General features: G+C 49.4%; 19 protein-coding genes. 11 read left to right on the top strand and 8 right to left on the bottom strand.

The genetic code is table 11. The features are described from left to right. Positions 1-8 precede the first annotated feature (8 nt). A complete protein-coding gene (locus tag WMO41_RS00215) occupies positions 9-869 on the bottom strand; it encodes a hypothetical protein (protein ID WP_349228082.1) in 861 nt (286 codons plus the stop codon). Positions 870-1,065: 196 nt separating this feature from the next. Between WMO41_RS00215 and WMO41_RS00210 the strand changes: the two genes are divergently transcribed. Continuing rightward, positions 1,066-2,445, top strand: coding sequence for an MATE family efflux transporter (locus WMO41_RS00210; RefSeq protein WP_349228081.1), 1,380 nt, complete (start codon positions 1,066-1,068; stop codon positions 2,443-2,445). Between the two features lie 37 nt (positions 2,446-2,482). Here WMO41_RS00210 and WMO41_RS00205 read toward each other — a convergent pair whose 3' ends face one another. After that, positions 2,483-3,907, bottom strand: coding sequence for a polysaccharide deacetylase family protein (locus tag WMO41_RS00205; RefSeq protein WP_177292094.1), 1,425 nt, complete (start codon positions 3,905-3,907; stop codon positions 2,483-2,485). 110 nt (positions 3,908-4,017) lie between these two features. Here WMO41_RS00205 and WMO41_RS00200 point away from each other — a divergent pair, with 110 nt between their 5' ends. From WMO41_RS00200 to WMO41_RS00185, 4 genes are all read left to right on the top strand, one after another. Then, entirely contained in the window at positions 4,018-5,352 is a 1,335-nt protein-coding gene (locus WMO41_RS00200; RefSeq protein ID WP_349228080.1) for a D-alanyl-D-alanine carboxypeptidase family protein, read from the top strand. Between the two features lie 4 nt (positions 5,353-5,356). Beyond that, positions 5,357-6,349 (top strand): ABC transporter substrate-binding protein, encoded by a 993-nt coding sequence (locus WMO41_RS00195; protein ID WP_177292103.1) that lies wholly within the window; start codon positions 5,357-5,359, stop codon positions 6,347-6,349. A 141-nt stretch (positions 6,350-6,490) separates the two neighbouring features. Then, positions 6,491-7,309, top strand: a complete 819-nt coding sequence (locus WMO41_RS00190) for a Cof-type HAD-IIB family hydrolase (protein ID WP_349228079.1) — start codon at positions 6,491-6,493, stop codon at positions 7,307-7,309. A 70-nt stretch (positions 7,310-7,379) separates the two neighbouring features. Then, on the top strand, positions 7,380-7,727 hold the full coding sequence (locus tag WMO41_RS00185; protein ID WP_177292091.1) for a YerC/YecD family TrpR-related protein: 348 nt from the start codon (positions 7,380-7,382) through the stop codon (positions 7,725-7,727). Between the two features lie 45 nt (positions 7,728-7,772). On the opposite strand, the gene WMO41_RS00180 is transcribed toward WMO41_RS00185, so the two are convergent. Then, on the bottom strand, positions 7,773-8,396 hold the full coding sequence (locus WMO41_RS00180; RefSeq protein ID WP_349228078.1) for a DUF1836 domain-containing protein: 624 nt from the start codon (positions 8,394-8,396) through the stop codon (positions 7,773-7,775). A gap of 192 nt (positions 8,397-8,588) precedes the next feature. Between WMO41_RS00180 and WMO41_RS00175 the strand changes: the two genes are divergently transcribed. From WMO41_RS00175 to WMO41_RS00155, 5 genes are all read left to right on the top strand, one after another. After that, positions 8,589-8,969: a RidA family protein gene (locus WMO41_RS00175; RefSeq protein ID WP_118530959.1), complete on the top strand. Its 381-nt coding sequence runs from the start codon at positions 8,589-8,591 to the stop codon at positions 8,967-8,969. Between the two features lie 190 nt (positions 8,970-9,159). Beyond that, positions 9,160-11,409, top strand: a complete 2,250-nt coding sequence (gene pcrA / locus WMO41_RS00170) for a DNA helicase PcrA (protein WP_349228077.1) — start codon at positions 9,160-9,162, stop codon at positions 11,407-11,409. Between the two features lie 168 nt (positions 11,410-11,577). Then, the gene (locus tag WMO41_RS00165) at positions 11,578-11,859 is read left to right on the top strand and encodes a DUF4366 domain-containing protein (RefSeq protein WP_118530963.1); all 282 of its coding nucleotides are present in this window, start codon (positions 11,578-11,580) and stop codon (positions 11,857-11,859) included. Between the two features lie 135 nt (positions 11,860-11,994). Beyond that, positions 11,995-13,674, top strand: coding sequence for a 23S rRNA (uracil(1939)-C(5))-methyltransferase RlmD (gene rlmD, locus WMO41_RS00160; protein ID WP_349228076.1), 1,680 nt, complete (start codon positions 11,995-11,997; stop codon positions 13,672-13,674). A gap of 24 nt (positions 13,675-13,698) precedes the next feature. After that, positions 13,699-13,944, top strand: a complete 246-nt coding sequence (locus tag WMO41_RS00155) for a DUF6061 family protein (RefSeq protein WP_173685808.1) — start codon at positions 13,699-13,701, stop codon at positions 13,942-13,944. Between the two features lie 67 nt (positions 13,945-14,011). Here WMO41_RS00155 and WMO41_RS00150 read toward each other — a convergent pair whose 3' ends face one another. From WMO41_RS00150 to WMO41_RS15960, 5 genes are all read right to left on the bottom strand, one after another. Continuing rightward, on the bottom strand, positions 14,012-16,315 hold the full coding sequence (locus tag WMO41_RS00150) for a sensor histidine kinase (protein ID WP_349228075.1): 2,304 nt from the start codon (positions 16,313-16,315) through the stop codon (positions 14,012-14,014). A gap of 2 nt (positions 16,316-16,317) precedes the next feature. After that, positions 16,318-16,989, bottom strand: coding sequence for a response regulator transcription factor (locus tag WMO41_RS00145; protein WP_173816899.1), 672 nt, complete (start codon positions 16,987-16,989; stop codon positions 16,318-16,320). Between the two features lie 78 nt (positions 16,990-17,067). Then, on the bottom strand, positions 17,068-18,249 hold the full coding sequence (locus WMO41_RS00140) for a sigma-70 family RNA polymerase sigma factor (protein WP_173685805.1): 1,182 nt from the start codon (positions 18,247-18,249) through the stop codon (positions 17,068-17,070). A gap of 46 nt (positions 18,250-18,295) precedes the next feature. Further along, positions 18,296-18,994, bottom strand: a complete 699-nt coding sequence (locus WMO41_RS00135) for a hypothetical protein (protein ID WP_349228074.1) — start codon at positions 18,992-18,994, stop codon at positions 18,296-18,298. Positions 18,995-19,012: 18 nt separating this feature from the next. Further along, positions 19,013-20,122 (bottom strand): DUF6076 domain-containing protein, encoded by a 1,110-nt coding sequence (locus WMO41_RS15960; protein WP_349228073.1) that lies wholly within the window; start codon positions 20,120-20,122, stop codon positions 19,013-19,015. Positions 20,123-20,343: 221 nt separating this feature from the next. Here WMO41_RS15960 and WMO41_RS00125 point away from each other — a divergent pair, with 221 nt between their 5' ends. Then, complete coding sequence (locus WMO41_RS00125; protein ID WP_195308558.1) at positions 20,344-20,955, top strand: CHC2 zinc finger domain-containing protein; 612 nt, start codon at positions 20,344-20,346, stop codon at positions 20,953-20,955. The last annotated feature ends 8 nt before the right edge of the window (positions 20,956-20,963 follow it).

The raw sequence follows: 20,963 nt of genomic DNA, 5'->3' as shown, positions 1-20,963 counted from the left end.
ATAGTATTTTAGAATCCGCTGTTGATGATCTTCCAGTCGTCGGATTTGGACTTCCTTGCGATGCTGATGTAGCGGAAGGGGTTGCCGTCCCGGCGGTCGAGGTTGGTCAGAACCCGGTAGATGATGATATTGCCGGGGCCGTAATCGTCTTCGATTCCGCTGTTGTGGTACTGCGGGTCGGAGGAGTCTGCAGGGTAAATCTGGTCAACGCCTTCAAAAGAAGTCACTTCTTCTGTAAAATAATACTGGGCAAGCGCTTCGGTGGCATCCAGTTCTTCCTGGGTGAGGGCTTCCGGATAGGAAGTTCCGGAGACAGCGGTTTCATTGACGGCGGTACTGCCGCTCGGAATCTGTCCGGCAAATTCCGAAGGAATCATGGAAAGAGCGTTGCGGTCTGACTCGGAAAGGCTGTAGTAGAAATTCAGCCATTTTAACGTGTCATCGGAAAGCTCTTTCTTTTTTTTGAAGACGCCCTGGAACTCTACGGTGTCATCGGCCAGAAAAAGTTCATAGGTGCCGGAAGCTTCATCGGTCAGGACAGCGGCTGCGCCATCGGCCAGAATGCAGTAGGGAGCTCCCTGACAGTCAAAACTGGCTTCTTCATTGCGGGCAGGTTTTTGTCCGCCGGCTGTTATGGACTGAATGGTGCCGTCTGTATGGTCCGGCTGCGTGAACACCGTGCGCCCCGCGTCATAATACATGGTATTGTCTAAAAAAATCATATCGGAAGGTTCCTGGTCTGCCTGCATGCTGGTCGCGGAGGTATCTGCGGTTTTTGCGGCAGTGCTTTCTGACGCGCCGCAGCCGCTAACAGCCAGAGCCGTGGCCGACAGAGCCAGAAGAACCAGAAATTTGCGGTATTTTTGCATAATAATTCTCCCAAATTAATCGTTCTGTCATTATAGCAAGTATGGATCAAAAAAGCTTTAAGATATTTTTAATTTTGGATTACTTCTTAAAAAAATGGTTCCTGGACACGCAGGAATTGACGGAAAATCCAAAATACGATATCATGAAAAGACAATCATTCGGAACTAGTGTGTTTTGGGGAGGTTTTTTGGGGACATGACAAAAGAAAAAACAAAGGGAAACCAGATTACGGAAGGAATCATCTGGCAGCAGCTGCTGTTCTTTTTCTTCCCGATCCTGTTCGGCACTTTTTTCCAACAGCTTTATAATGCGGCCGACGCCATGATCGTGGGGCGGTTTGTGGGAAAAGAGGCGCTTTCGGCGGTGGGCGGTTCCACCAGCATGCTGACACAGCTGATCGTGGGTTTCTTCGTGGGCCTGTCATCCGGAGCGTCCGTGATCGTATCTCAGTATTATGGGGCAAAACGTCCGGAGATGGTGGGCTATGCGGTCCACACGGCACTGATGTTCAGCATCATTTCCGGTGTGGTCATCATGTTTGCCGGAATCGGGCTGGCACCGTTTATGCTGGAGGCCATGGGAACGCCGGGGGATGTGCTGGGGCTTTCCGTAATCTATCTGCGCATCTATTTTATCGGGATCATTGCCAATCTGGTCTACAATGTGGGAGCAGCTATTCTGCGGGCGGTGGGAGATTCTAAGCGGCCATTGTATTTTCTGGCGGCGAGCTGCCTGGTGAACATTGCGCTGGATATTGTGCTCGTTGTATTCTGCCGCCTTGGGGTGGTGGGAGCAGCCCTTGCCACGATCCTTTCCCAGCTGTTCAGCGCGTTTCTGGTGGTGGCCTGCCTGATGCGGACAAAGGACATGCACCGCCTGGTATTAAAAGAACTCTGTCTGGACAGGCGGATGCTAAAGCGCATCATCCGCATTGGACTTCCGGCGGGGATGCAGTCGGTGATGTATGGCCTGTCCAATGTCATCATCCAGTCGGGAATCAATTCCTTGGGAACCAACACGGTGGCGGCCTGGGCCGCGTACAGCAAACTGGATTCCGTATTCTGGATGATGATCAACGCTTTTGGCATTTCCGTGACTACCTTTGTGGGACAGAATTACGGAGCCGGGAAGATGGACCGCGTGCACCGTGGCGTGCGGACCTGTATGGTCATGACGGTTCTGGCCTCCCTTGGCATGTCGTTTCTCATTTACCACTACGGCGTGTATGGGTACGAACTGTTTACGACAGACCAGGATGTCATTGCCATCGGTATTGCCATGATGCGTTATCTGGCGCCCCTGTATGTGGAGTATGTTGCCATTGAGATTCTGTCCGGTGCCCTGCGGGGAGTGGGAGACTGCTGGCGTCCCATGATCATCAGCCTGCTTGGTGTCTGTGTGCTGCGCGTGGGCTGGATTCTGATCGCGGTACCGCTTAAGCGGGATATCTACACGATTATGTTCAGCTATCCGCTGACCTGGGTTACCACAACGGTGCTGTTTGTTATTTACTATCTGTTTTTTGGAAAACTGAAAATAGAAAAGCCACATACAAAAGAAGCTGCAGATGCGTAATGACGTCTGCAGCTTCTTTCTGTTTACGCTATGTTGTTTACATTTCCGGAACCGGGGTCGGTCTGGACTTGTCAAAGATGTCTTCGGCCCGGAACAGATCCTCTAATTTGCGTGGACGGCCTTCTGCCTCCGCGGTGATATCTTTCCACATGCGGTAACCGTCGAGATTTCTGCGGCCCTGGCGGAGATAGTCATCGCCGAGCTGAACCCAGTACTGGCTGGAATCTACGTTGCAGAAGTAGCGGAAACCGGCATTGTAAAGATAGCGGAACCGCTCATTCTCCATGGTGTATGGATGCCAGTCGCCCACATCCGCTCCAAATGGGAAAAGGATGATGTCGGTGGGGCCGATCAGGGATTCTACTTCGGATTCCCATTTGTCTGTGTCAGACTGGAAACGGTCCCATTCCACGGTACCGAGATCCAGATGGCCCCAGCTGTGGGAGGCAAGCTCCCAGCCGTTGTCACGCAGGCACTGGGCCACCTCTGCGGCCGCCTGACGGTCCTGCTCGTAGGTTTCGGAGCCGGTGTAGGCAGAAGAAGTGCGGTAGCCGAGGATGCCCTCGTAGCCGGTGAAGGCCAGAACAGCCCGTGCGCCCTTATAGGAAAAATCCGGGTGATGTTCGCAGAATTTTTCCAGGATCGGAACCAGGTCATAGTCTCCGGTGGTGACAGTGCCGTCGTCCAGAGTCATCTGGCAGGTGGGCTTGCCGTCTTCCCCGATCACGATGCGGTTCGCGAAGCCGTCTCCATCCATGTAGGGATAATAGCAGAGGTCATCCTGGGACATGACAAAAGGAATCTTGCCTGGCGGGAGCATGATATCTCCGGCCTTCATGACGGTGTTTCCGTTTTCGTCGGTAGTCTCGTAAGCCATATCGTGAAGCTTTACCAGGACGTAGCCTTTTTCATACATGGTCTCCAGAATTTTGTTGAATTCGTCGATGGTGGTCATGACCTGGTTGTAGCCGTCCTGGTCTGCGTCCCCGTCGAAGGCTTTGGATGGATCCGCAATCAGTGTGTGAAAGAATACATGAGTAATCTGGCTGATAGGGGTGCGGACCAGTGTGGCTTTTGTGGATTCATATCCGGCAATGGCGGATATGACCTCCGGATCGGAGGCAAATTCTTCGGAACCCTTCAGCAGTTCTATGGCGGCGTCGTAATCATAGCCGGCTGCCAGCAGGTAGGCCTGGTGGAGCAGGTCCGCAGCCGGAGTGTCCGGCATGACGAAGCCGTCTCCCTCCGTGGGAGCTTCTGCTTCCGAACCAGCTGCGTCCGTGGAGATGACAATGCCGCCGGAGGTGTCCGGAGCTTTGCTATGATGCTGCTTCCTCAGAAAAAAAAGGCCGGTGCCCAGTGCGCCGATCAGTGCGATGCAGGCTGCCACAGCCAGAAAACGGGGGAGCCTGGAGGGGCGCCGCTTGCGGCTGTAGGACCTGCCGGAATAGTATTCATTCATATATGGAAAACCCCTTTATGTAAATTTAATCCTAATTTCATCATAGCATAGAAGCAGAAAAATAGCCATAGATTATAGGGAAAAGGTTGCGGTTTGCAGGCGGGAATCCTATGAAAAAAATGGTAATGGCTCTATGCGCCAGCTTTCTGGTAAATCTGATAAATCCGGCAGGACCGTGCGCATGGGGAATGGCAGGGCTTGTGGCCGGTAATGGGGGAAAACAGGCGGAAACGATCCGGGCGGAGCAGGCCGGGCAGAGCGACAGTCTGTCTGTGCAGGTGCAGGCCCCCAGCGCGGTTTTGATGGAAGCTTCTACCGGGCAGACCATTTATGAGAAGAATGCGGATGAACGGCGCAGTCCGGCCAGCATCACGAAAATCATGATCCTGATCCTCATCTTTGACGCGATTGACGTGGGAAAAATCCGCTTAAGTGATGAGGTGGTGACCAGCGCCCATGCCAAATCCATGGGCGGTTCCCAGGTGTTTCTGGAGGAAGGAGAGGTCCAGACGGTGGAGACCCTGATCAAGTGCATTGTCATTGCATCCGGCAATGACGCGTCGGTGGCCATGGCAGAGTACATAGCCGGTTCGGAGGATGCCTTTGTCCAGAGCATGAATGAGCGGGCAAAGGGACTTGGTATGACAGGAACCCATTTTGTAGACTGCTGCGGCCTGACGGAGTCGCCGGAGCATCTGACTACGGCGCGGGACATTGCCATTATGTCACGGGAACTGATCACGAAATATCCGCAGATTCATAACTACTCAACCATCTGGATGGAGAATATTACCCATGTAACAAAGCAGGGAACCAAAGAGTTCGGGCTTGCCAATACCAATAAGCTTCTGAAAATGGCTACAAATTTTAAAGTGACCGGCCTAAAGACCGGTTCCACTTCTCTGGCGAAGTACTGCCTGTCTGCCACAGCCGAGAAGGACGGCGTGCGGCTGATTGCCGTGATCATGGCGGCACCGGATTACAAGGCACGCTTTGCGGATGCCCAGGCGCTTTTAAACTATGGATACGCCAACTGCCGTCTGTACGAAGACCGGGAGATGCCGGCATTGCCGCAGATGGATGTGGCAGATGGTGTGGAGCCTTCCGTTTTGCTTCAGTACGCGGGCGGATTCTCCTATTTGGGGCTTGGCGGGGAAGATTTTTCTTCCATAGAAAAGAAACTGCTGCTACCGGAAACGATGCAGGCACCGGTGGCAGAAGGAGAAAAAGCCGGGGTACTGCGCTATGAACTGAATGGAAAGGCGCTGGGGGAGGTAGAGATTCTGACAGCGGGCAATGTGGAAAAGGCAGGCTTTTCGGATTATCTTTGTATGGTGTTTCGTGTCTGGAGCCTGGCGTGCGGGAATAAAGATTCTGGAAAGGGAAACGTCACGGAAGTAATCTCATACAATATAGGGATTAAGACGATTGCGGGAGATTTTTGAAATGATGAAAAAACGACTGCGGTTTCTGCTTGCGGGCTGCCTTGCGTGCGCGGCTCTGGGTGGCTGCGCCAGGGAAACATCCGGGGGGATACCTGTGACGATGTATGAGGTGGCCCATTCTGTTTTTTACGCGCCACAGTATGCGGCAATTGAACTTGGTTATTTTAAGGAAGAGGGCATTGACCTGACTCTGGTAAACGGGGCCGGGGCAGATAAGGTCATGACCGCCATGCTGGCCGGAGACGCGGATATCGGCTTTATGGGATCGGAGGCCAGTATCTATACTTACGCCCAGGGCGCGGAAGACTATGCGGTTAACTTTGCGCAGCTGACCCAGCGTGCCGGAAACTTTCTGGTGGCGCGCCAGCCGGATCCGGATTTTTCCTGGCAGAAATTAAGGGGAAGCCGGGTGCTGGGCGGCCGGGCCGGAGGTATGCCGCAGATGGTTTTTGAGTATATTTTAAAGAAAAATGGCATAGATCCAAAGGCAGACCTGACCATAGACCAGAGCATTCAGTTTGGCCTGACCGCGGCGGCCTTTACCAGTGACCAGTCCGATTATACGGTGGAGTTTGAACCGTTTGCCACCGGGCTGGAGCTGGAGGGAAACGGATATGTGGTGGCATCTCTGGGGACGGACTCCGGGTATGTGCCCTATACCGCGTACTGTGCGAAACGGAGTTATCTGGCCATGCACCCGGAACTCATTCAGAAATTCACGAATGCGCTCCAGAAGGGCATGGATTATGTGAATTCCCATACGGCAGAAGAAATCGCGAAGACCATCCAGCCACAGTTTGCAGAGACTCCGCTGGAAAATATTACAAAGATCGTGAAGCGGTATCAGGAGCAGGACACCTGGAAAGAAAATCTGATTTTTGAGAAATCCAGCTTTGAGCTTCTGGAAAACATTCTGGAGGAGGCCGGGGAACTGGATGAGCGGGTACCTTATGAAGATCTGGTAACAACAAAATTCGCAGAGCAGGCAGTAAAGTAAAACTGCCTTGCAGTTTCATACGCTGAATCACGAAAATGTCCGTGACAAACGGACATTTTCGTGGTATGATGACCAGAGATGATTCGGCTGCTGATGACACAGCGAATAAACAGCAGCGCAATTTGTACGGGAGTAAACAGCATGAATTATAATATGATCGTTCTGGATCTGGACGGAACCCTGACCAACAGGGATAAAGTGATCACGCCAAGAACAAAGCAGAGCCTGATGGAGGCTCAGAAGCGTGGAATCAAAGTAGTTCTGGCATCCGGCAGGCCAACCTATGGCGTCATGCCGCTGGCAGAAGAGCTGGAACTGGAAAAATACGAAGGGTATATTTTGTCGTTTAATGGCGGCATCATCATGGATTGCCGAACCCGGGAGGTTATCTTCAAAAAGGAGCTTCCGGTGGAGGCAAACAGAAAAATTCTGGATCTGGCAGAAAAAGAGCAGGTAGATATTCTCACCTATCAGGGCGCGCATATTCTCACCAACAATCAGGACAACCCCTATGCAAAGATTGAGTCCGGGATCAACCATCTGAAATTAAAGCAGATAGAAGATTTAAAAACCTATCTGGATTTTCCGGTACCCAAATTCCTCATGCTGGACGATGGAGACTATCTGGCACTGGTGGAGGCACGGGTCAAAGCGGCCCTTGGAAAGAATTTCAGCGTGTACCGCTCGGAACCGTTTTTCCTGGAAATCCTTCCCCGCGGTATTGATAAAGCCCAGTGTCTGGCCCAGCTGTTAAAGCTTCTTGACATGGAGCGGGAAGAGATGATTGCCTGTGGGGATGGATTCAATGACCTGTCCATGATCGAGTTCGCAGGACTTGGCGTAGCCATGGAAAACGCGGTCCGCCCGGTGAGGAATGCGGCCGATTACGTAACCCTCTCGAATAATGATGACGGTGTGGCACATGTGGTGGAGAAATTTTGTCTGAACTATGGACTTTAAAAATTTAGTGTGGTAAACTGTTAAAAGTGAAAACCGCAGAAATTTGTATTTCAGGAAGGAATCATATAGAATGAATAAGAAGATTAAGACAGAGGCCGTAGACCATCTGTTTGAGGCCATTTTAACATTGAAAACTCCGGAAGAATGCTACATTTTCTTTGAGGATGTGTGCACGGTCAACGAACTGTTATCACTGTCCCAGCGTTATGAGGTGGCGAAGATGCTGCGTGAAAAGAGAACCTATCTGGAAATCGCGGACAAGACCGGCGCGTCCACCGCAACCATCAGCCGCGTGAACCGTTCCTTAAACTACGGCAATGACGGCTACGATATGGTATTTGCAAGAATTGCGGAAAAACAGGCGGCAGAAGGGGATGCCCAGGACGGGAAAACGGCAGAAGCACAGAGTGAAGAATAATACGGAAGTTTAACTTAATCAAAAAAGTGATGCCGCATAAGTGCATCACTTTTTTGATTTCTTTGTTTTGGAATCCGGTGTGGTTTCCTCCCGGAGTTCGTCAATCAGCATCTCGATCATGTGTTTTTTTAAATAGACATCGAAGGAAAGCTCACTGATAAAGGCAAAAAGCTGTAAATATTCTTTGTCCTCACTGTCTGTGTCCGCAAAGGTCAGGCGGCTGTCCTCAAATTTGGCGCGGATGTCTTCTTTTAAGTGTTCCATCTGCAGCGCTTCGTGGGAGAACACCTCCTCGTAGATGTCGCTGAGGTTCAGACCTTCCTCTGCGTTAAAATGCTGCTCCGTGACCGGGCGGAACAGCTGCTCAATGTCGCCGATGGACAGCAGATTTTTATAGTAGTAGATGAACAGCAGTAGCAGGATGTGCTCCTTGCTGTATTTTTTGCGGACAGGAGCGGGGAGCAGACGGTTCTTGGCGTAGTTGTTGATCATGGTCTTGGTAAGGGCCTTGTCTTCCGGGCTGCGCTTGGTCTTTTTTAAATGCTCCTCCATAAAGGAAGTCACCTGGTCCATATATAAATCCACTTCCGGAATCTTTTCGGTTTTGATATAGGAGATGGAGTCTAACCAGCTCAGGATATCGGATAGTCGTTCGGAATTATTTTTCATGATGTCACCTCGTACACTCTATTATATAGTATTGAAAACCAGATGGCAAGAGGGAAAAATCCGATAAAGATAAAACGAAAAGTTTTCAAACTTACAAAAAGTTATATATCATTGCGAAAAAGGATTGAATTTTCAATCCGGAGTGTCTATAATAGGGAATTACAAACATCAAACAAAGGAGAGATATTTCTTATGAAGAAAGTATTAGCAACCAATAACGCTCCGGCAGCAATTGGACCATATTCCCAGGCAATCCACGCAGACAAATTCGTATTCGTTTCCGGTCAGCTTCCGATCGACCCGGCTACCGGCGAGTTTGCTGGCGCAGACATCGCAGCACAGACTAAGCAGTCCTTAACCAACATCAAGAACATTCTTGAGAGTGACGGACTGAGCATGGCTAACGTAGTAAAGACCACCGTTCTGTTAAACAACATCGCTGATTTCGGTGCTATGAACGAGGTTTACGCTACTTTCTTCGAGGGCGCTTGCCCGGCAAGAGCAGCTTTCGAGGTTGCAGCACTTCCGAAGGGCGCACTGGTAGAGATCGAGGCTATTGCATACGCTGAGTAATTCTGAAAAGAAAATTAAGGCAGGCATCGCGAACAAAAGTTTGCGGTGCCTGTTTTTTTGTGGTAAGATATAACGAGCGCAAGAGAGCCAGAAACGTGTTTACACGGTTATGGCGAACGGTGAGGTGATCGAGTGACGAAGTCACGAGAAGCGAGCGTTTTATTAATGATTATGAAAGGATTACAGCGTAATGGCAGTTTATGATACTTTAAATGACAGACAGAAGGAGGCAGTGTTTTGTACGGAGGGACCTCTTTTAGTCCTGGCAGGAGCCGGTTCTGGAAAGACCCGGGTACTGACTCACCGTATTGCATACCTGATTGAGGAGAAGGATGTGAATCCGTGGAACATCATGGCCATCACCTTTACCAATAAGGCGGCCGGAGAGATGAGGGACCGTGTGGACAACCTGGTGGGCTTTGGCTCTGAGAGCATCTGGGTCTCCACCTTCCATTCCTCCTGTGTGCGGATCCTGCGCCGCTTTATTGACCATCTGGGCTACAATACAAACTTTTCCATTTACGATACCGATGACCAGAAAACGCTGATGCGGCAGATTTTAAAGAAACTGGAACTGGATCCGAAAACCTTCCGTGACCGGGCCATGCTTTCCGCCATTTCCAGCGCCAAGAATGAGCTGATGAGCCCGGAAGAATTTCGTGTCAATGCGGAGGGGGACTGGCGTGCCAAAAAGATTGCGGAGGTCTACCAGAACTATCAGGAAGAGTTAAAGAAGAACAATGCGCTGGATTTCGACGATCTGATCTTTAAGACCGTGGATCTGTTCCGCACCAACGCCGATGTACTGGAGTATTATCAGGAGCGGTTCAAATACATCATGGTGGATGAGTACCAGGACACCAACACGGCCCAGTTCCGCCTCATTGAGCTGCTGGCCGGAAAGTACAAGAACCTCTGCGTGGTGGGTGACGATGACCAGTCCATCTATAAGTTCCGGGGAGCCAATATCAGCAATATCCTGGACTTTGAGAGTGCTTTCCCGGGGGCGAAGGTCATTAAGCTGGAGCAGAACTACCGTTCCACCAGCCACATTCTGGACACGGCCAACGCGGTCATCCGCAATAACCAGGGGCGGAAAGACAAGACTCTGTGGACGGCCAATGGCGAGGGTGTGCCGGTGGTATTCCATCAGTATGAGCAGGCTTATGAGGAGGCCGACGGCATTGTGCGGGATATCTTAAAGGATGGACGGGATTATCAGAACTACGCGGTTCTTTACCGCACCAATGCCCAGTCCCGTCTGCTGGAGGAAAAATGCATTGAGCACAATGTGCCGTACCGTCTGGTAGGCGGTGTAAATTTCTATCAGCGAAAAGAGATTAAAGATGTGCTGTCCTATTTAAAAACCATCGCCAACGGACAGGACGACCTGGCAGTTCAGCGAATCATCAACGTGCCAAAGCGCGGCATTGGCGCTGCCTCCATCGGCAAGATCACGGCCTGGGCATCGGAGCAGGGCATGAGCTTTTACGATGCCTGTGCCCGGGCGGCTGCCGTACCGGGACTTGGAAAGGCAGCAGGCAAGGTGGCTGTCTTTACCGGTCAGATTGAGGATTTCCGGGATGCCTTAAACGGCGGTGCTACCATCCGTGAGGTGATCGAGCAGATTCTTGCCGACACCGGCTATAAAGACGAGCTGGAGGCTGAGGGCGAGATTGAATTCCAGACCCGTATGGAGAACATTGAAGAACTCATGAACAAGGCGGTCAGCTACAGTGAAGAGGTGGAGCATCCGTCCCTGGATGAATTTTTAGAGCAGGTGGCTCTGGTGGCTGATGTGGACCGGATGGATGATTCCGAGAACCGGGTTACCCTGATGACGCTGCACAGCGCCAAGGGCCTGGAGTTCCCAGTGGTATATTTAAGCGGTCTGGAGGATGGCCTGTTCCCAAGCCGCATGTCCATCATGTCCGATGACCGGACGGAGATTGAGGAGGAGCGCCGCCTCTGCTACGTGGGCATCACCCGTGCAAAAGAGCGCCTGGTTATCACCGCCTCCCGCATGCGCATGATCAACGGTGAAACCCATTACTCCAAAGTGAGCCGTTTTGTGGACGAGATTCCGGAAGAACTGATCCAGATGGAGAAGCTGGGGCCGAGAGTGGGCCGCAGTGTAAACCGGGACGAGTTTGATGATGACACACTGCCGTGGAATAAGAATCAGAGCCGCCTGGGCGTCAGCAAGTTCGGTATGAAGTCTGCCAATATGGCCAGTCCGGGCTTTGGCAAGGCCTTTACGGTGCAAAAACCGGCATCTCTGGATTACGGTGTGGGTGACCGGGTGCGCCATGTGAAGTTTGGAGAGGGAACCGTGCTCAGTGTGAAGGACGGCGCGAAAGATTTTGAGGTATCTGTGAATTTTGATACCGCCGGAGTCAAGAAGATGTTCGCGTCCTTCGCAAAGCTGCAGAAGGTATAAGCCGATTTCATGTCTGAGCGCAGGTGAATGGAATTGCGTGAAGCCGCTCATAGAAAATGCAAATTTGAATAAAATGGGATAGTAAAAACAGAAAATTAATGTTATAATTCTAGTAATGGTATGGCTTTGAACACAAAGCCAGGAATATGGTAGAAAGGACGTGGCAGTATGAATCGTTTTGATAACATGAGCAAAGACGCAATGGCACGTGTGGAGGAGATCATGAATTCCACCAAGTTAAATGAGTTCTTACACAGAAAAGAGGAAGAGGAGAAAAAGAAAACCTGTATTCTCTGGATCCTTGCCATCATCGGAGTGGTAGCAGCAGTTGCAGCCATTGCATACGGCGTATACCGTTTCTTTACCCCGGATTATCTGGAAGATTTCGAGGATGACTTCGATGACGATTTCGACGATGACTTCTTCGAGGATGAGGACGACGAGAAATAATTCGTGGAAAAGCCAGAATATCTGGCGGAAAATCAGAAAATAAAGAGTATCAGGCGTGTCTCGCAGACCGGGATACGCCTTTCTTGTTTCATAGATATAATATTTCATAGATATAATACATTTAGGAGATTGAACGTGAAAAAGGGAGATATGTTTGAAGCGGTCGTAGAGACCATCGACTTCCCGAATAAGGGAATTTTACATGTGGATGGTGAGCGGGTCATCGTCAAGAATGCCATTCCGGGGCAGAAGGTCCGGTTTGTGGTAAATAAAAAGAGAAAAGGCAAATGCGAGGCGCGCCTGTTAGAGGTGCTGGAGAAGTCTCCTCTTGAGAGAACCGAGGGTGCTTGCCCGCATTTTGGCATCTGTGGTGGCTGCCTGTACCAGAGCCTTCCGTACGAGGAACAGTTAAAAATTAAGGAGAGCCAGATCAAAGCCCTGCTGGACGAGGTCTGCAATTCCTATGAGTTTGAGGGCATTAAGGCCAGCCCAATTTCTAATGGCTACCGCAACAAGATGGAGTTTTCCTTCGGAGATGAGTATAAAGATGGTCCACTGGCCCTGGGCATGCATCGCCGCGGCAGTTTTTACGACATCGTGAACACACCGGAATGCCAGATTGTCCATGAGGATTTCTGCAAAATTTTAACGGCAACCTTAAACTACTTTACGGAGAAGCACATCAGCTACCACAAAAAGATGCAGCACACCGGTTATCTGCGCCATCTGCTGGTGCGCCGCGCGGTGAAGACCGGAGAAATCCTGGTGGCACTGGTTACCTCCGGTCAGACAGAAAATCTGGGCGTGACAGAAGCATGCAGTACACCGGTATCCGAGCAGGAACTGTTAGCCGGATGGCTGTCCTGCATGCAGGCGCTGGAACTGGAAGGAACCTTTGCAGGCATCCTGCATATCCGCAATGACAGCCTGGCCGATGTAGTACAGAGTGACGAGACTACCGTTCTCTATGGACAGGATTTCTTTTACGAGGAGCTTCTGGGGTTAAAATTCCGCATCACTCCGTTCTCCTTCTTCCAGACCAATTCCCTGGGAGCAGAGGTGCTTTACGAGACCGCCCGCAGCTACGTGGGTGAGACGAAGGATAAAGTCGTGTTCGACTTATACAGCGGAACCGGAACCATCGCCCAGATCATTGCGCCGGTGGCCGATAAGGTTGTGGGCGTGGAAATCGTGGAGGAGGCTGTGGAGGCAGCGAAAGAGAATGCGGCCGGAAACGGGCTGAAAAACTGCGAGTTCATTGCCGGAGATGTGCTGAATGTGATCGGAGAGCTGAAAGACAAGCCGGACCTGATCATCCTGGACCCGCCGCGTGACGGTATCCACCCGAAGGCGCTGGATAAGATCATCGACTTTGGTGTAGACCGCATGGTTTATATTTCCTGTAAGCCGACCAGCCTGACCAGAGACCTGGTAGTGCTGCAGGAGCGGGGCTATAAGCTGGAGAAAGCCTGTGCCGTAGACATGTTCCCGTCCACCGCGAACTGTGAGACGGTTGTCTTGCTTTCCAAGGGCGAGGTCGACTCGAAAAAGATTCGGGTTGAGTTCTCTTTGGAAGATATGGATATGTCAGAGTTCCAAGATGGAGCAACCTATCCGCAGATCAAGGAGTATGTTTTGGAGAATACCGGGTTAAAGGTGTCCAACCTCTATATCTCACAGATTAAACGGAAATGTGGGATTGAGGTAGGCAAAAACTACAATCTGCCGAAATCCGAGGATTCCAGACAGCCACAGTGTCCGCCGGAAAAAGAGAAAGCAATCCGAGAAGCATTCAAATATTTTGGGATGATCTAACATCCCGCAGAACGGAGGTTTCTTATGGATAGATTGATTTCTTGTGAGTTCAACATGGACACCGCCTGTGTGGAGCTGAAATTTGCAAATGGTAGCATGATAGCGATTGATACTATTGCCGTTGAGAACGAAGTAGCGGATAATATGTATCAGCGGTCAGAGATGGACTGGCTAATCTACAACAAGCCGCTGGAATACGCACAGTTGGTACTCAGCGGTGATTTGGAGCAGTATGCACAAGGAATGCCAGAACATCGGTTAATAGATTGAGAATAGATATGGCACAGCCCACCGGTCGCTTCAATGATCGATGGGCTGTGTTGTTTCTAATAAGGTCTTAAATTGTAAATTGGAATTCCACACCAGTTTTCGTGTTTTGAACGGAGCATTTACCGCCGTGCAGTTCCACGATATTCTTAGCAATGGCAAGGCCAAGTCCCGTGCCTCCTCCGGAGCGGGATTCATCCACCCGGTAGAAGGTGTCCCATACTTTCGCCAAAGCTTCTGCGGACAGAGGCTTACTATCATTTTCGATGGAGAATGTAATTTTACCACGATTGTTCTGAATCCGTACTGTGACACAGCCACCGGCAGGCGTGTACTTCACAGCGTTGGTCGCAAAGTTCTCAATGACCTGTGCAATTCGATTCTCGTCAGCAACGATGATACACTGCTCGGGGAACTCATAGCTGATTTGCAATTCCTTTGCCTCCGCTGCCATTTGAAGCTTCTCGAAGATAGCTTTCGTAAGATCAGCAAGCGAAAACTCGTCCCGTGAGAGTTTCACCTTACCGGCTTCCAATCTTGACAAATCTAACATCTCCAAAACCATACCGTCTGTTCGCTCCGCTTCCGCAAGGATCACATCTACATACTTATCACGCTTATCTTCGGCAATGTGCTCCTTCAAACCCTCCGCATAACTGTGAATGACCGCCAACGGGGTTTTCAATTCGTGGGCTATATTAGAGGTCATCTGGCGGCGGTTTTCCTCAGCGGTCTTGGAATATTCCAAAGCGGCATTTAATCGAGTGATCTCGTTGTCCTTCATCCTGCGACGATCCTTCTCTGTTTCAAAGCCTGTTCTTAATTTCTCAATTTCATGCCATATGGCAGAGGCGCTATCTGTATGATAAGTATTCCGCCAACTGTCTTCCATTGCATCTGCAATATCTCGTACAGGCTGTATCAGATGCTTCTTGATGGCACTGCGTGCGGTCAAAAGAAATGACAGTGCCAACAGTCCTGTGACGATGTAGATATTTCGCAAGGCGCCCATTGCACATCTGAGAGGGTTTCCTTGAACAGCTGTAACAAGCATATACTCGGTTGCGGGTCCTGTGCCCGAGCTGTAATCAAAGCCTTCGTAGTCTGCATATTTCCAACCGCCAAACACCAAAAGGTTATTCAACTCATAGCTCCCTTCGGCACGAAAGTCATTGGAGTAGAAAAATATATCTGCCCAGGATGGAAAATCCAATTTTTTCGTCAATGCGGCGAGACTCTCATACTCTACCCCGTTGGTGTACACATAGGACGTTTTCTGATAGTCCCACATTTCCGGGTGATCAAGGTATACTGTCACAAGCTTTTTGCCTTCATACTCTGCACTGCGGTCAAACTGTAGCTGCCAGTTTAGCTTTCCTGTTCTGTCCACATCGGAAACGATCCAGGAATAGCTGCTCGGTCCGGTCTGAAACTGCTTGTCACTTTCAACGACCTCATGGATAAAACCATCGGTGACATAGTGCATCACGACAGGCACTAACTTTGTCCCTTCAAAGTATCCCGTGACACGAATGGTTGAAATATCGTACAGACTATGTGTGCCGGCAAACATGGTGCGGAAACGGAGATACGGGTCATTTGGATAGCCTTCGACTTTTCCTTCACTGATGTCGATCCAACCATAATGCTGTGGTGTTGTGGTATCTTGTCCGGCATCCCATTCTTCCTGGGTATAATAGCCGAAGTACATTACGTCGTCGTCGCTGCTGTGGAGAAGATTTCCTTCGCCGTCGTAAAACAGAACAGCGGTCTCCAGCGGATAGCGGATATCACGGATAAGCTTGTTCCGTTCTTCCCCTGTCGAATGGTCATAAGATGCGAAATGCCCTCCTGTGCGATACGATGATGTGGTACTATCTGCGGTGCTATAGGCAATGGCATCAAGCATCTGATGTTCCAGATAGTCCGGATGCTCATTGTAATATCCATAGCTGCCCTCATTGGGGTCGTAAAAGTCGCTTAGCCTTCCGTATCGGTCAACAGCATCCGGAAAGTTTATTGCCTGCTCGTACATCCCATCATAGATTTCTTGTGCGGTCACAACGGTAAGTACGATCATTGAAATGAGCCATGTTCCCATGATGGATATGATAAGCAATCCGGTTACAGCATGGAGTGATTTCAAAGGTTTCTTTTTACTTCGCCAAAATCCTATTACCGGTAGGAGCAGCGCCAGACCTGCTTTCACTCCCGCCCGTATCAGATCTCCTTTCACCATCTCCCGGACGGAGTACACATCCGAATACTCGACAAGGAGTTCTCGTCCGATGGTCAAATATGCATAGATATCTTTAGCTGCCCAAATTAGCAGGAGACCTGCGGCGATCCAATACCATTTTGAGATTTTCTTCATCGTCACCCCTCCAATCTGTACCCGGCCTTAATAACGGTCTTGATGCATTCGGCATAGTCGCCAAGCTTTTCTCTCAGGCGTTTAATATGGGTATCTACAGCTCGGGATTCACCCTCGTAGTCGTAGCCCCAGCATTTGACCAGAAGCTGCTCACGGCTCATAACAAGGTTTTTATTCTGCATCAGACAGCGCAGGAGAGCAAACTCCTTCGGCGTCAAAAAGACTTCCTTGCCGCCTGTATACGCTCTGCCTGCAGTCAGCTCCAGAGTGATCCCGCTGACCTCCATCCGGTCACCGGCAAGAACACTACGCTGATTACGCTTGATGAGTGCCATGGTTTTTGCATAGAGCACAGACATGGTAAACGGCTTCGTAACATAGTCATCTGCTCCGAGTTCATAACCCAGCAGTTTGTCCTCCTCGTCGGAAAGGGCGGTGAGGAAAATAATGGGGACATCGTTTGTTCTGCGCACGGCACGGCAGACGGAAAGTCCATCCAGCTCCGGCATCATAATGTCAAGCAAAACTGCGTCAAATTCGTTTTCATCGATCAGCTCAAGCGCCTGCATTCCGTTGCTTGCTTCAACAGGCAGTTCTCCCTTGCTGCTGAAATAGTCACACAGAATTTCCCGAATCTTGGCTTCGTCTTCTACAATCAAAATCTTACTGTTCATAATACTTTTCCTCCTTTCGCCCTAACTGTACAACACTGATTTGTATTCTCTGTGTCAAAAACAATAGTTTTTGGATATTTAATAAGATTGTTCAAACGCCACCAATGTTTCCTTTGGTAGCTTCTCATTTTCGCAGTTCAGAAGATACGATATTGCCCGATTTGCAAAGCATTTTGTTATCATCGTGTCCCAATCGGCAAGTTGGATGATCTCAGCTGTGCCATTCTCAAAATTAAATGAAATCTCGCCCCATTCGCCGTCGCAGTCTACTTGGTATTCGTAGATTGCGGCGGCGATTTTCTTTTTGCACTTGGTTTTGGACACCTGTTTCAACCGGACAGCATGGAGCGCACCTTCGGCAACCAATAATTCCGTTAGCTTGTCCACTGCTCTGCGGTAGGCTCGTTCTGCACCACTGGCGGTGCTGCCCTCAAACATGACTGCCAGTTCTTCAAAGGTGGGGCGTCCTTTCCATGAGCCGACACGCCCGCAGGTCATGCAGATCGCTAAACGCTTTTCAAGCAAGGTCTGCTCCCGGTAATTCAGCTTTTCAAATGCCCGCCGCACCTTTTCTGCCTGTATGCCGTTCCAGAGAATGTCGGTATAGTTCCAAGTATCATCAAGGGCAACATCCTCGCCTGTTTCCTCGCCGTCATCGTCTGTGACATAAAATGGCTGCTGATTGCGGATGCCACGGACAACTTTCAGATATTCTTCCGCAAGAGCGAGATCGCAGTTATACTTCTTGGAAAATTCACCGACTGCATCTTTGGTATTATGGTACAGCCAAGCCATTGACCGCACCATTTTATAATTGGTCAGAGAGGATACCGACCATTTTTCTTCGCCCATGCGGAAACGGAGCATAGCATCTCGAATGAACGGAAAAATGTATGTAGCATACTCCGCACCCTTGGTGGGATCATAGTCCATCACCTTCTGGAGCATTTGCTCCCGGCAGGAGAGCTTTATATCTATAAAACGGTCTGTGTCATACAGATCGCCGCCATCTACACCAAGAAAGCTTTTGATACGCTTGTTAAGCTGCGGCTCGTAGTGGTGCAAGAAGAACGAAAAATATAGCAAATTCTTTTCCTGCAATGCAGACAGGATATATTCATTCAGACTGTCCACTGCTGGCGGCTCCGGTTCCAGTTGGAAGATGCGCTCTGCCACATAGGGAATGATACCATCACTGTGCGGATTGACAGGGTATTTCGATATGTATCCGGTCATATTCCATGTAAAATCATTCAGCATAGCGCACCTCCCCTCTAACAAATGCCTTCTGAATAGTAGCCTGATATTAATTCTCAGATTGTGTTTCTTTTGCTTCTACTTTTACAATCATACACAGGCTTTGAACCGCATTAAAGAGACGGATACAATCCATCTCGTCAATTTCAAAATCCGATCTTCCATGTAATAGCCAATGCCTATTTATCGTTTCAGGTTCATCGGCAGAGAAATCGCTTTTTTGATACAGATTTCGGATGAAGTTGTTATAAGAAAGCCATATATGTTTTTGAATTGTACTTCCTGTTGACGGGAAGGTATCGACCTTCTTTTGACAAACCTTCATCATCCTTACATCTTGTTTGTCATCGCTAAATTCTGACAGAATACCCTCAATAACCGAGAGAAGCGATGTTGCGCAAACAGCATACAATTTATTTTGAAATGCTTGCCAGCACTGGTCTGTGAGATTTTTCAGTCCTTCTTTAATGGGTGATGCTTTGATTCCGTTCACCATATCTTTGGTTTTCTGAAAATCTTCTATTGTAAAAAACCATTTCAAAAATGCATTGATATCATCCAATTTGTTCGTTTTTGCTATTGTTTTGACTGCGTAAATATTTAATTCTGCGGGTAAAGTCCACCCTTCTGTTGATAGCTTGCTCACAACAACATCTAATTCTTTATCAAATTCCTGTACGCTTTCTTCAGCCTTCTTTGAAATAGCTTTTTGAATAGCATCCATTTGTTCTTTCGTTAATTCTAACATTCGTATAACCCTCCGAGTTTAAGTGTTCCTATAATTCAAACTCTCATTTAGCAAAGCAGCCTGTCCCATTTCTTTTTCATAATCGCCTTTAGCATAAGCAATATTGCTCAATGCCCGGAGCATCTTATCTTTTGCCAGTTTTTTCATAACTTCTGCAAGATCAGCGTCCAGTGTGCCACGCTTCACATAGCGGTTTATGGTATTCAGCCGCTTCTCATAAATCTGTTTCAGCGGATGATCGTCCGCAAGCTCCCGCTGTTCTCGCCCTTTCAGATTGCCGATCTGCCGACAGGTACGGTGCAGCTTGTCCCCCGGCGCATAACCGCCGCAATATTTGGTGTGCCTTGCGTTGGTGGTCAGAAACCACTTGCCGCAGATCCGGCATTTCTTTGGAGCGTGACCGACACACAAGCCCTCAAAGAGATCAGACCGGAACATCCCTACAAAGGATACATAGTGCATCCGCTTGACCAACTTTGCCACATCCTCGCCGGGACGGATGACAGACACATACTGAACGGAGTTGTTCAGGGTAGACATCCAGGCATTGCCATCTGTAATAGAGAACTTCGGCGGGAAATAGCTGCCGAACATTTTTGCAAAGCCCTCTGCGGTACGGTCTGCTTCGTTGCCATCTGATTTTTCCGCAAAATCAAGCATTGCGGTTTGGTATTCCCCAAGGGAGTATGCCAGATGACCGAATACAGCGGTATAGCGTTGGAGCATTATCGCATCCTCATATTTCAGAACTTCTTCAAACTGCAAGGAGTTGGTTGCGGCTTTTATAGCAAACTCCACATATTTCAGCGCATTGTCGGTAGTAAAGACCTTTTCTATTCGTTCCCGATGCTGTGATATGTTCATATAGGAGAACGGCGGCGTTTTACTGAGAATACTCAACATTGTCAGAGCAGCTTCCCTTGCCATAGGAAAGAGTGCGGAAGCATCCTGTCCAGCGTTCAGCAGACCAAGCAGCAGATTGATTTTCTCGCAGTGCTCGTTCATTTTAGCAATGGTATCCGCAGGAACATTCAGCGCATCACAGGCAAGAGTGCCGATAGGAAATGCTTTGCCCTCATATATGACCGTATCCTGCCAAAAATCCAATGACATCATTTCTTGATTCATGCTTGCCCTCCTGTCCTGTTTTTTTATTTCTTTCATTATACCATGCAAACGTGAAGAAATCTACATCCCCCGGAAAGTTGTCCTGTTTTTTGAAATGAGGTTGTCCTCCGATTAGCCTGTTTTTCGAAAAATCCGGCATAACCATAGTAGAAAGAGCAAAGCACCTGCCAATCACGGCGGGTGTTTCATGCTTTCTGAATACTATGAACGGAGGTTTTTCTATGACAATCTATGAAACCATCAAGGCGGCAATCAGCGTAAAGCAAGCTGCCGAACACTACGGGCTGAAAGCAGGCCGCAACGGCATGGCTTGCTGCCCGTTCCACAACGACAGGCATCCGAGCTTGAAGCTGAACGAGGAATATTTCTTCTGCTTTGGCTGCGGAGCTAAGGGGGATGTGATTGACTTCGTGGCAAGGTTGTTCAATCTGAGCAGCTTTGAAGCGGCGCAAAAGCTGGCTGCGGATTTTGGGCTTGACCCGAAACCGCCTACTGCTACCGCCTTGCCCAAGCCGAAGCATCCCTGTATCCGTCAGTTCCGGGAGGACGAAATGCTGTGCTTCCGGGCATTGACCGACTATCTGCATCTTCTTGAAGATTGGAAAGTGCGGTATGCACCCAAGACACCGGACGATGCTCTGGATGACCGTTTTGTGGAAGCCTGCCAGATGCTCGATTATATCGAATATCTGGCAGATATTTTGACAGTCGGTGATTTAGAAGAACGTGTTGCCATGGTGGACGAGCTGATGAAGGAGGGCAAGATTGCTTTCCTTGGGGACTATGTGGCACGGAAACGAAAGGAGGGGGTGTCCCGTGGGGAAGAAAGGTAAAACACCGG

The sequence above is a fragment of the Ventrimonas faecis genome, assembly GCF_040096075.1.
Classification (GTDB): Bacteria; Bacillota; Clostridia; order Lachnospirales; family Lachnospiraceae; genus Brotaphodocola; species Brotaphodocola faecis.
Note: the sequence above shows the minus strand (reverse complement) of the source record. Positions and strands in the feature narration are given on the sequence as shown.

Excerpts from the sequence above, each read along its gene's own strand:
- WMO41_RS00215 (WP_349228082.1), bottom strand. The coding sequence starts at position 869 with ATGCAAAAATACCGCAAATTTCTGGTTCTTCTGGCTCTGTCGGCCACG.
- WMO41_RS00210 (WP_349228081.1), top strand. The coding sequence starts at position 1,066 with ATGACAAAAGAAAAAACAAAGGGAAACCAGATTACGGAAGGAATCATC.
- WMO41_RS00205 (WP_177292094.1), bottom strand. The coding sequence starts at position 3,907 with ATGAATGAATACTATTCCGGCAGGTCCTACAGCCGCAAGCGGCGCCCC.
- WMO41_RS00200 (WP_349228080.1), top strand. The coding sequence starts at position 4,018 with ATGAAAAAAATGGTAATGGCTCTATGCGCCAGCTTTCTGGTAAATCTG.
- WMO41_RS00195 (WP_177292103.1), top strand. The coding sequence starts at position 5,357 with ATGAAAAAACGACTGCGGTTTCTGCTTGCGGGCTGCCTTGCGTGCGCG.
- WMO41_RS00190 (WP_349228079.1), top strand. The coding sequence starts at position 6,491 with ATGAATTATAATATGATCGTTCTGGATCTGGACGGAACCCTGACCAAC.
- WMO41_RS00185 (WP_177292091.1), top strand. The coding sequence starts at position 7,380 with ATGAATAAGAAGATTAAGACAGAGGCCGTAGACCATCTGTTTGAGGCC.
- WMO41_RS00180 (WP_349228078.1), bottom strand. The coding sequence starts at position 8,396 with ATGAAAAATAATTCCGAACGACTATCCGATATCCTGAGCTGGTTAGAC.
- WMO41_RS00175 (WP_118530959.1), top strand. The coding sequence starts at position 8,589 with ATGAAGAAAGTATTAGCAACCAATAACGCTCCGGCAGCAATTGGACCA.
- pcrA (WP_349228077.1), top strand. The coding sequence starts at position 9,160 with ATGGCAGTTTATGATACTTTAAATGACAGACAGAAGGAGGCAGTGTTT.
- WMO41_RS00165 (WP_118530963.1), top strand. The coding sequence starts at position 11,578 with ATGAATCGTTTTGATAACATGAGCAAAGACGCAATGGCACGTGTGGAG.
- WMO41_RS00155 (WP_173685808.1), top strand. The coding sequence starts at position 13,699 with ATGGATAGATTGATTTCTTGTGAGTTCAACATGGACACCGCCTGTGTG.
- WMO41_RS00150 (WP_349228075.1), bottom strand. The coding sequence starts at position 16,315 with ATGAAGAAAATCTCAAAATGGTATTGGATCGCCGCAGGTCTCCTGCTA.
- WMO41_RS00145 (WP_173816899.1), bottom strand. The coding sequence starts at position 16,989 with ATGAACAGTAAGATTTTGATTGTAGAAGACGAAGCCAAGATTCGGGAA.
- WMO41_RS00140 (WP_173685805.1), bottom strand. The coding sequence starts at position 18,249 with ATGCTGAATGATTTTACATGGAATATGACCGGATACATATCGAAATAC.
- WMO41_RS00135 (WP_349228074.1), bottom strand. The coding sequence starts at position 18,994 with ATGTTAGAATTAACGAAAGAACAAATGGATGCTATTCAAAAAGCTATT.
- WMO41_RS15960 (WP_349228073.1), bottom strand. The coding sequence starts at position 20,122 with ATGAATCAAGAAATGATGTCATTGGATTTTTGGCAGGATACGGTCATA.
- WMO41_RS00125 (WP_195308558.1), top strand. The coding sequence starts at position 20,344 with ATGACAATCTATGAAACCATCAAGGCGGCAATCAGCGTAAAGCAAGCT.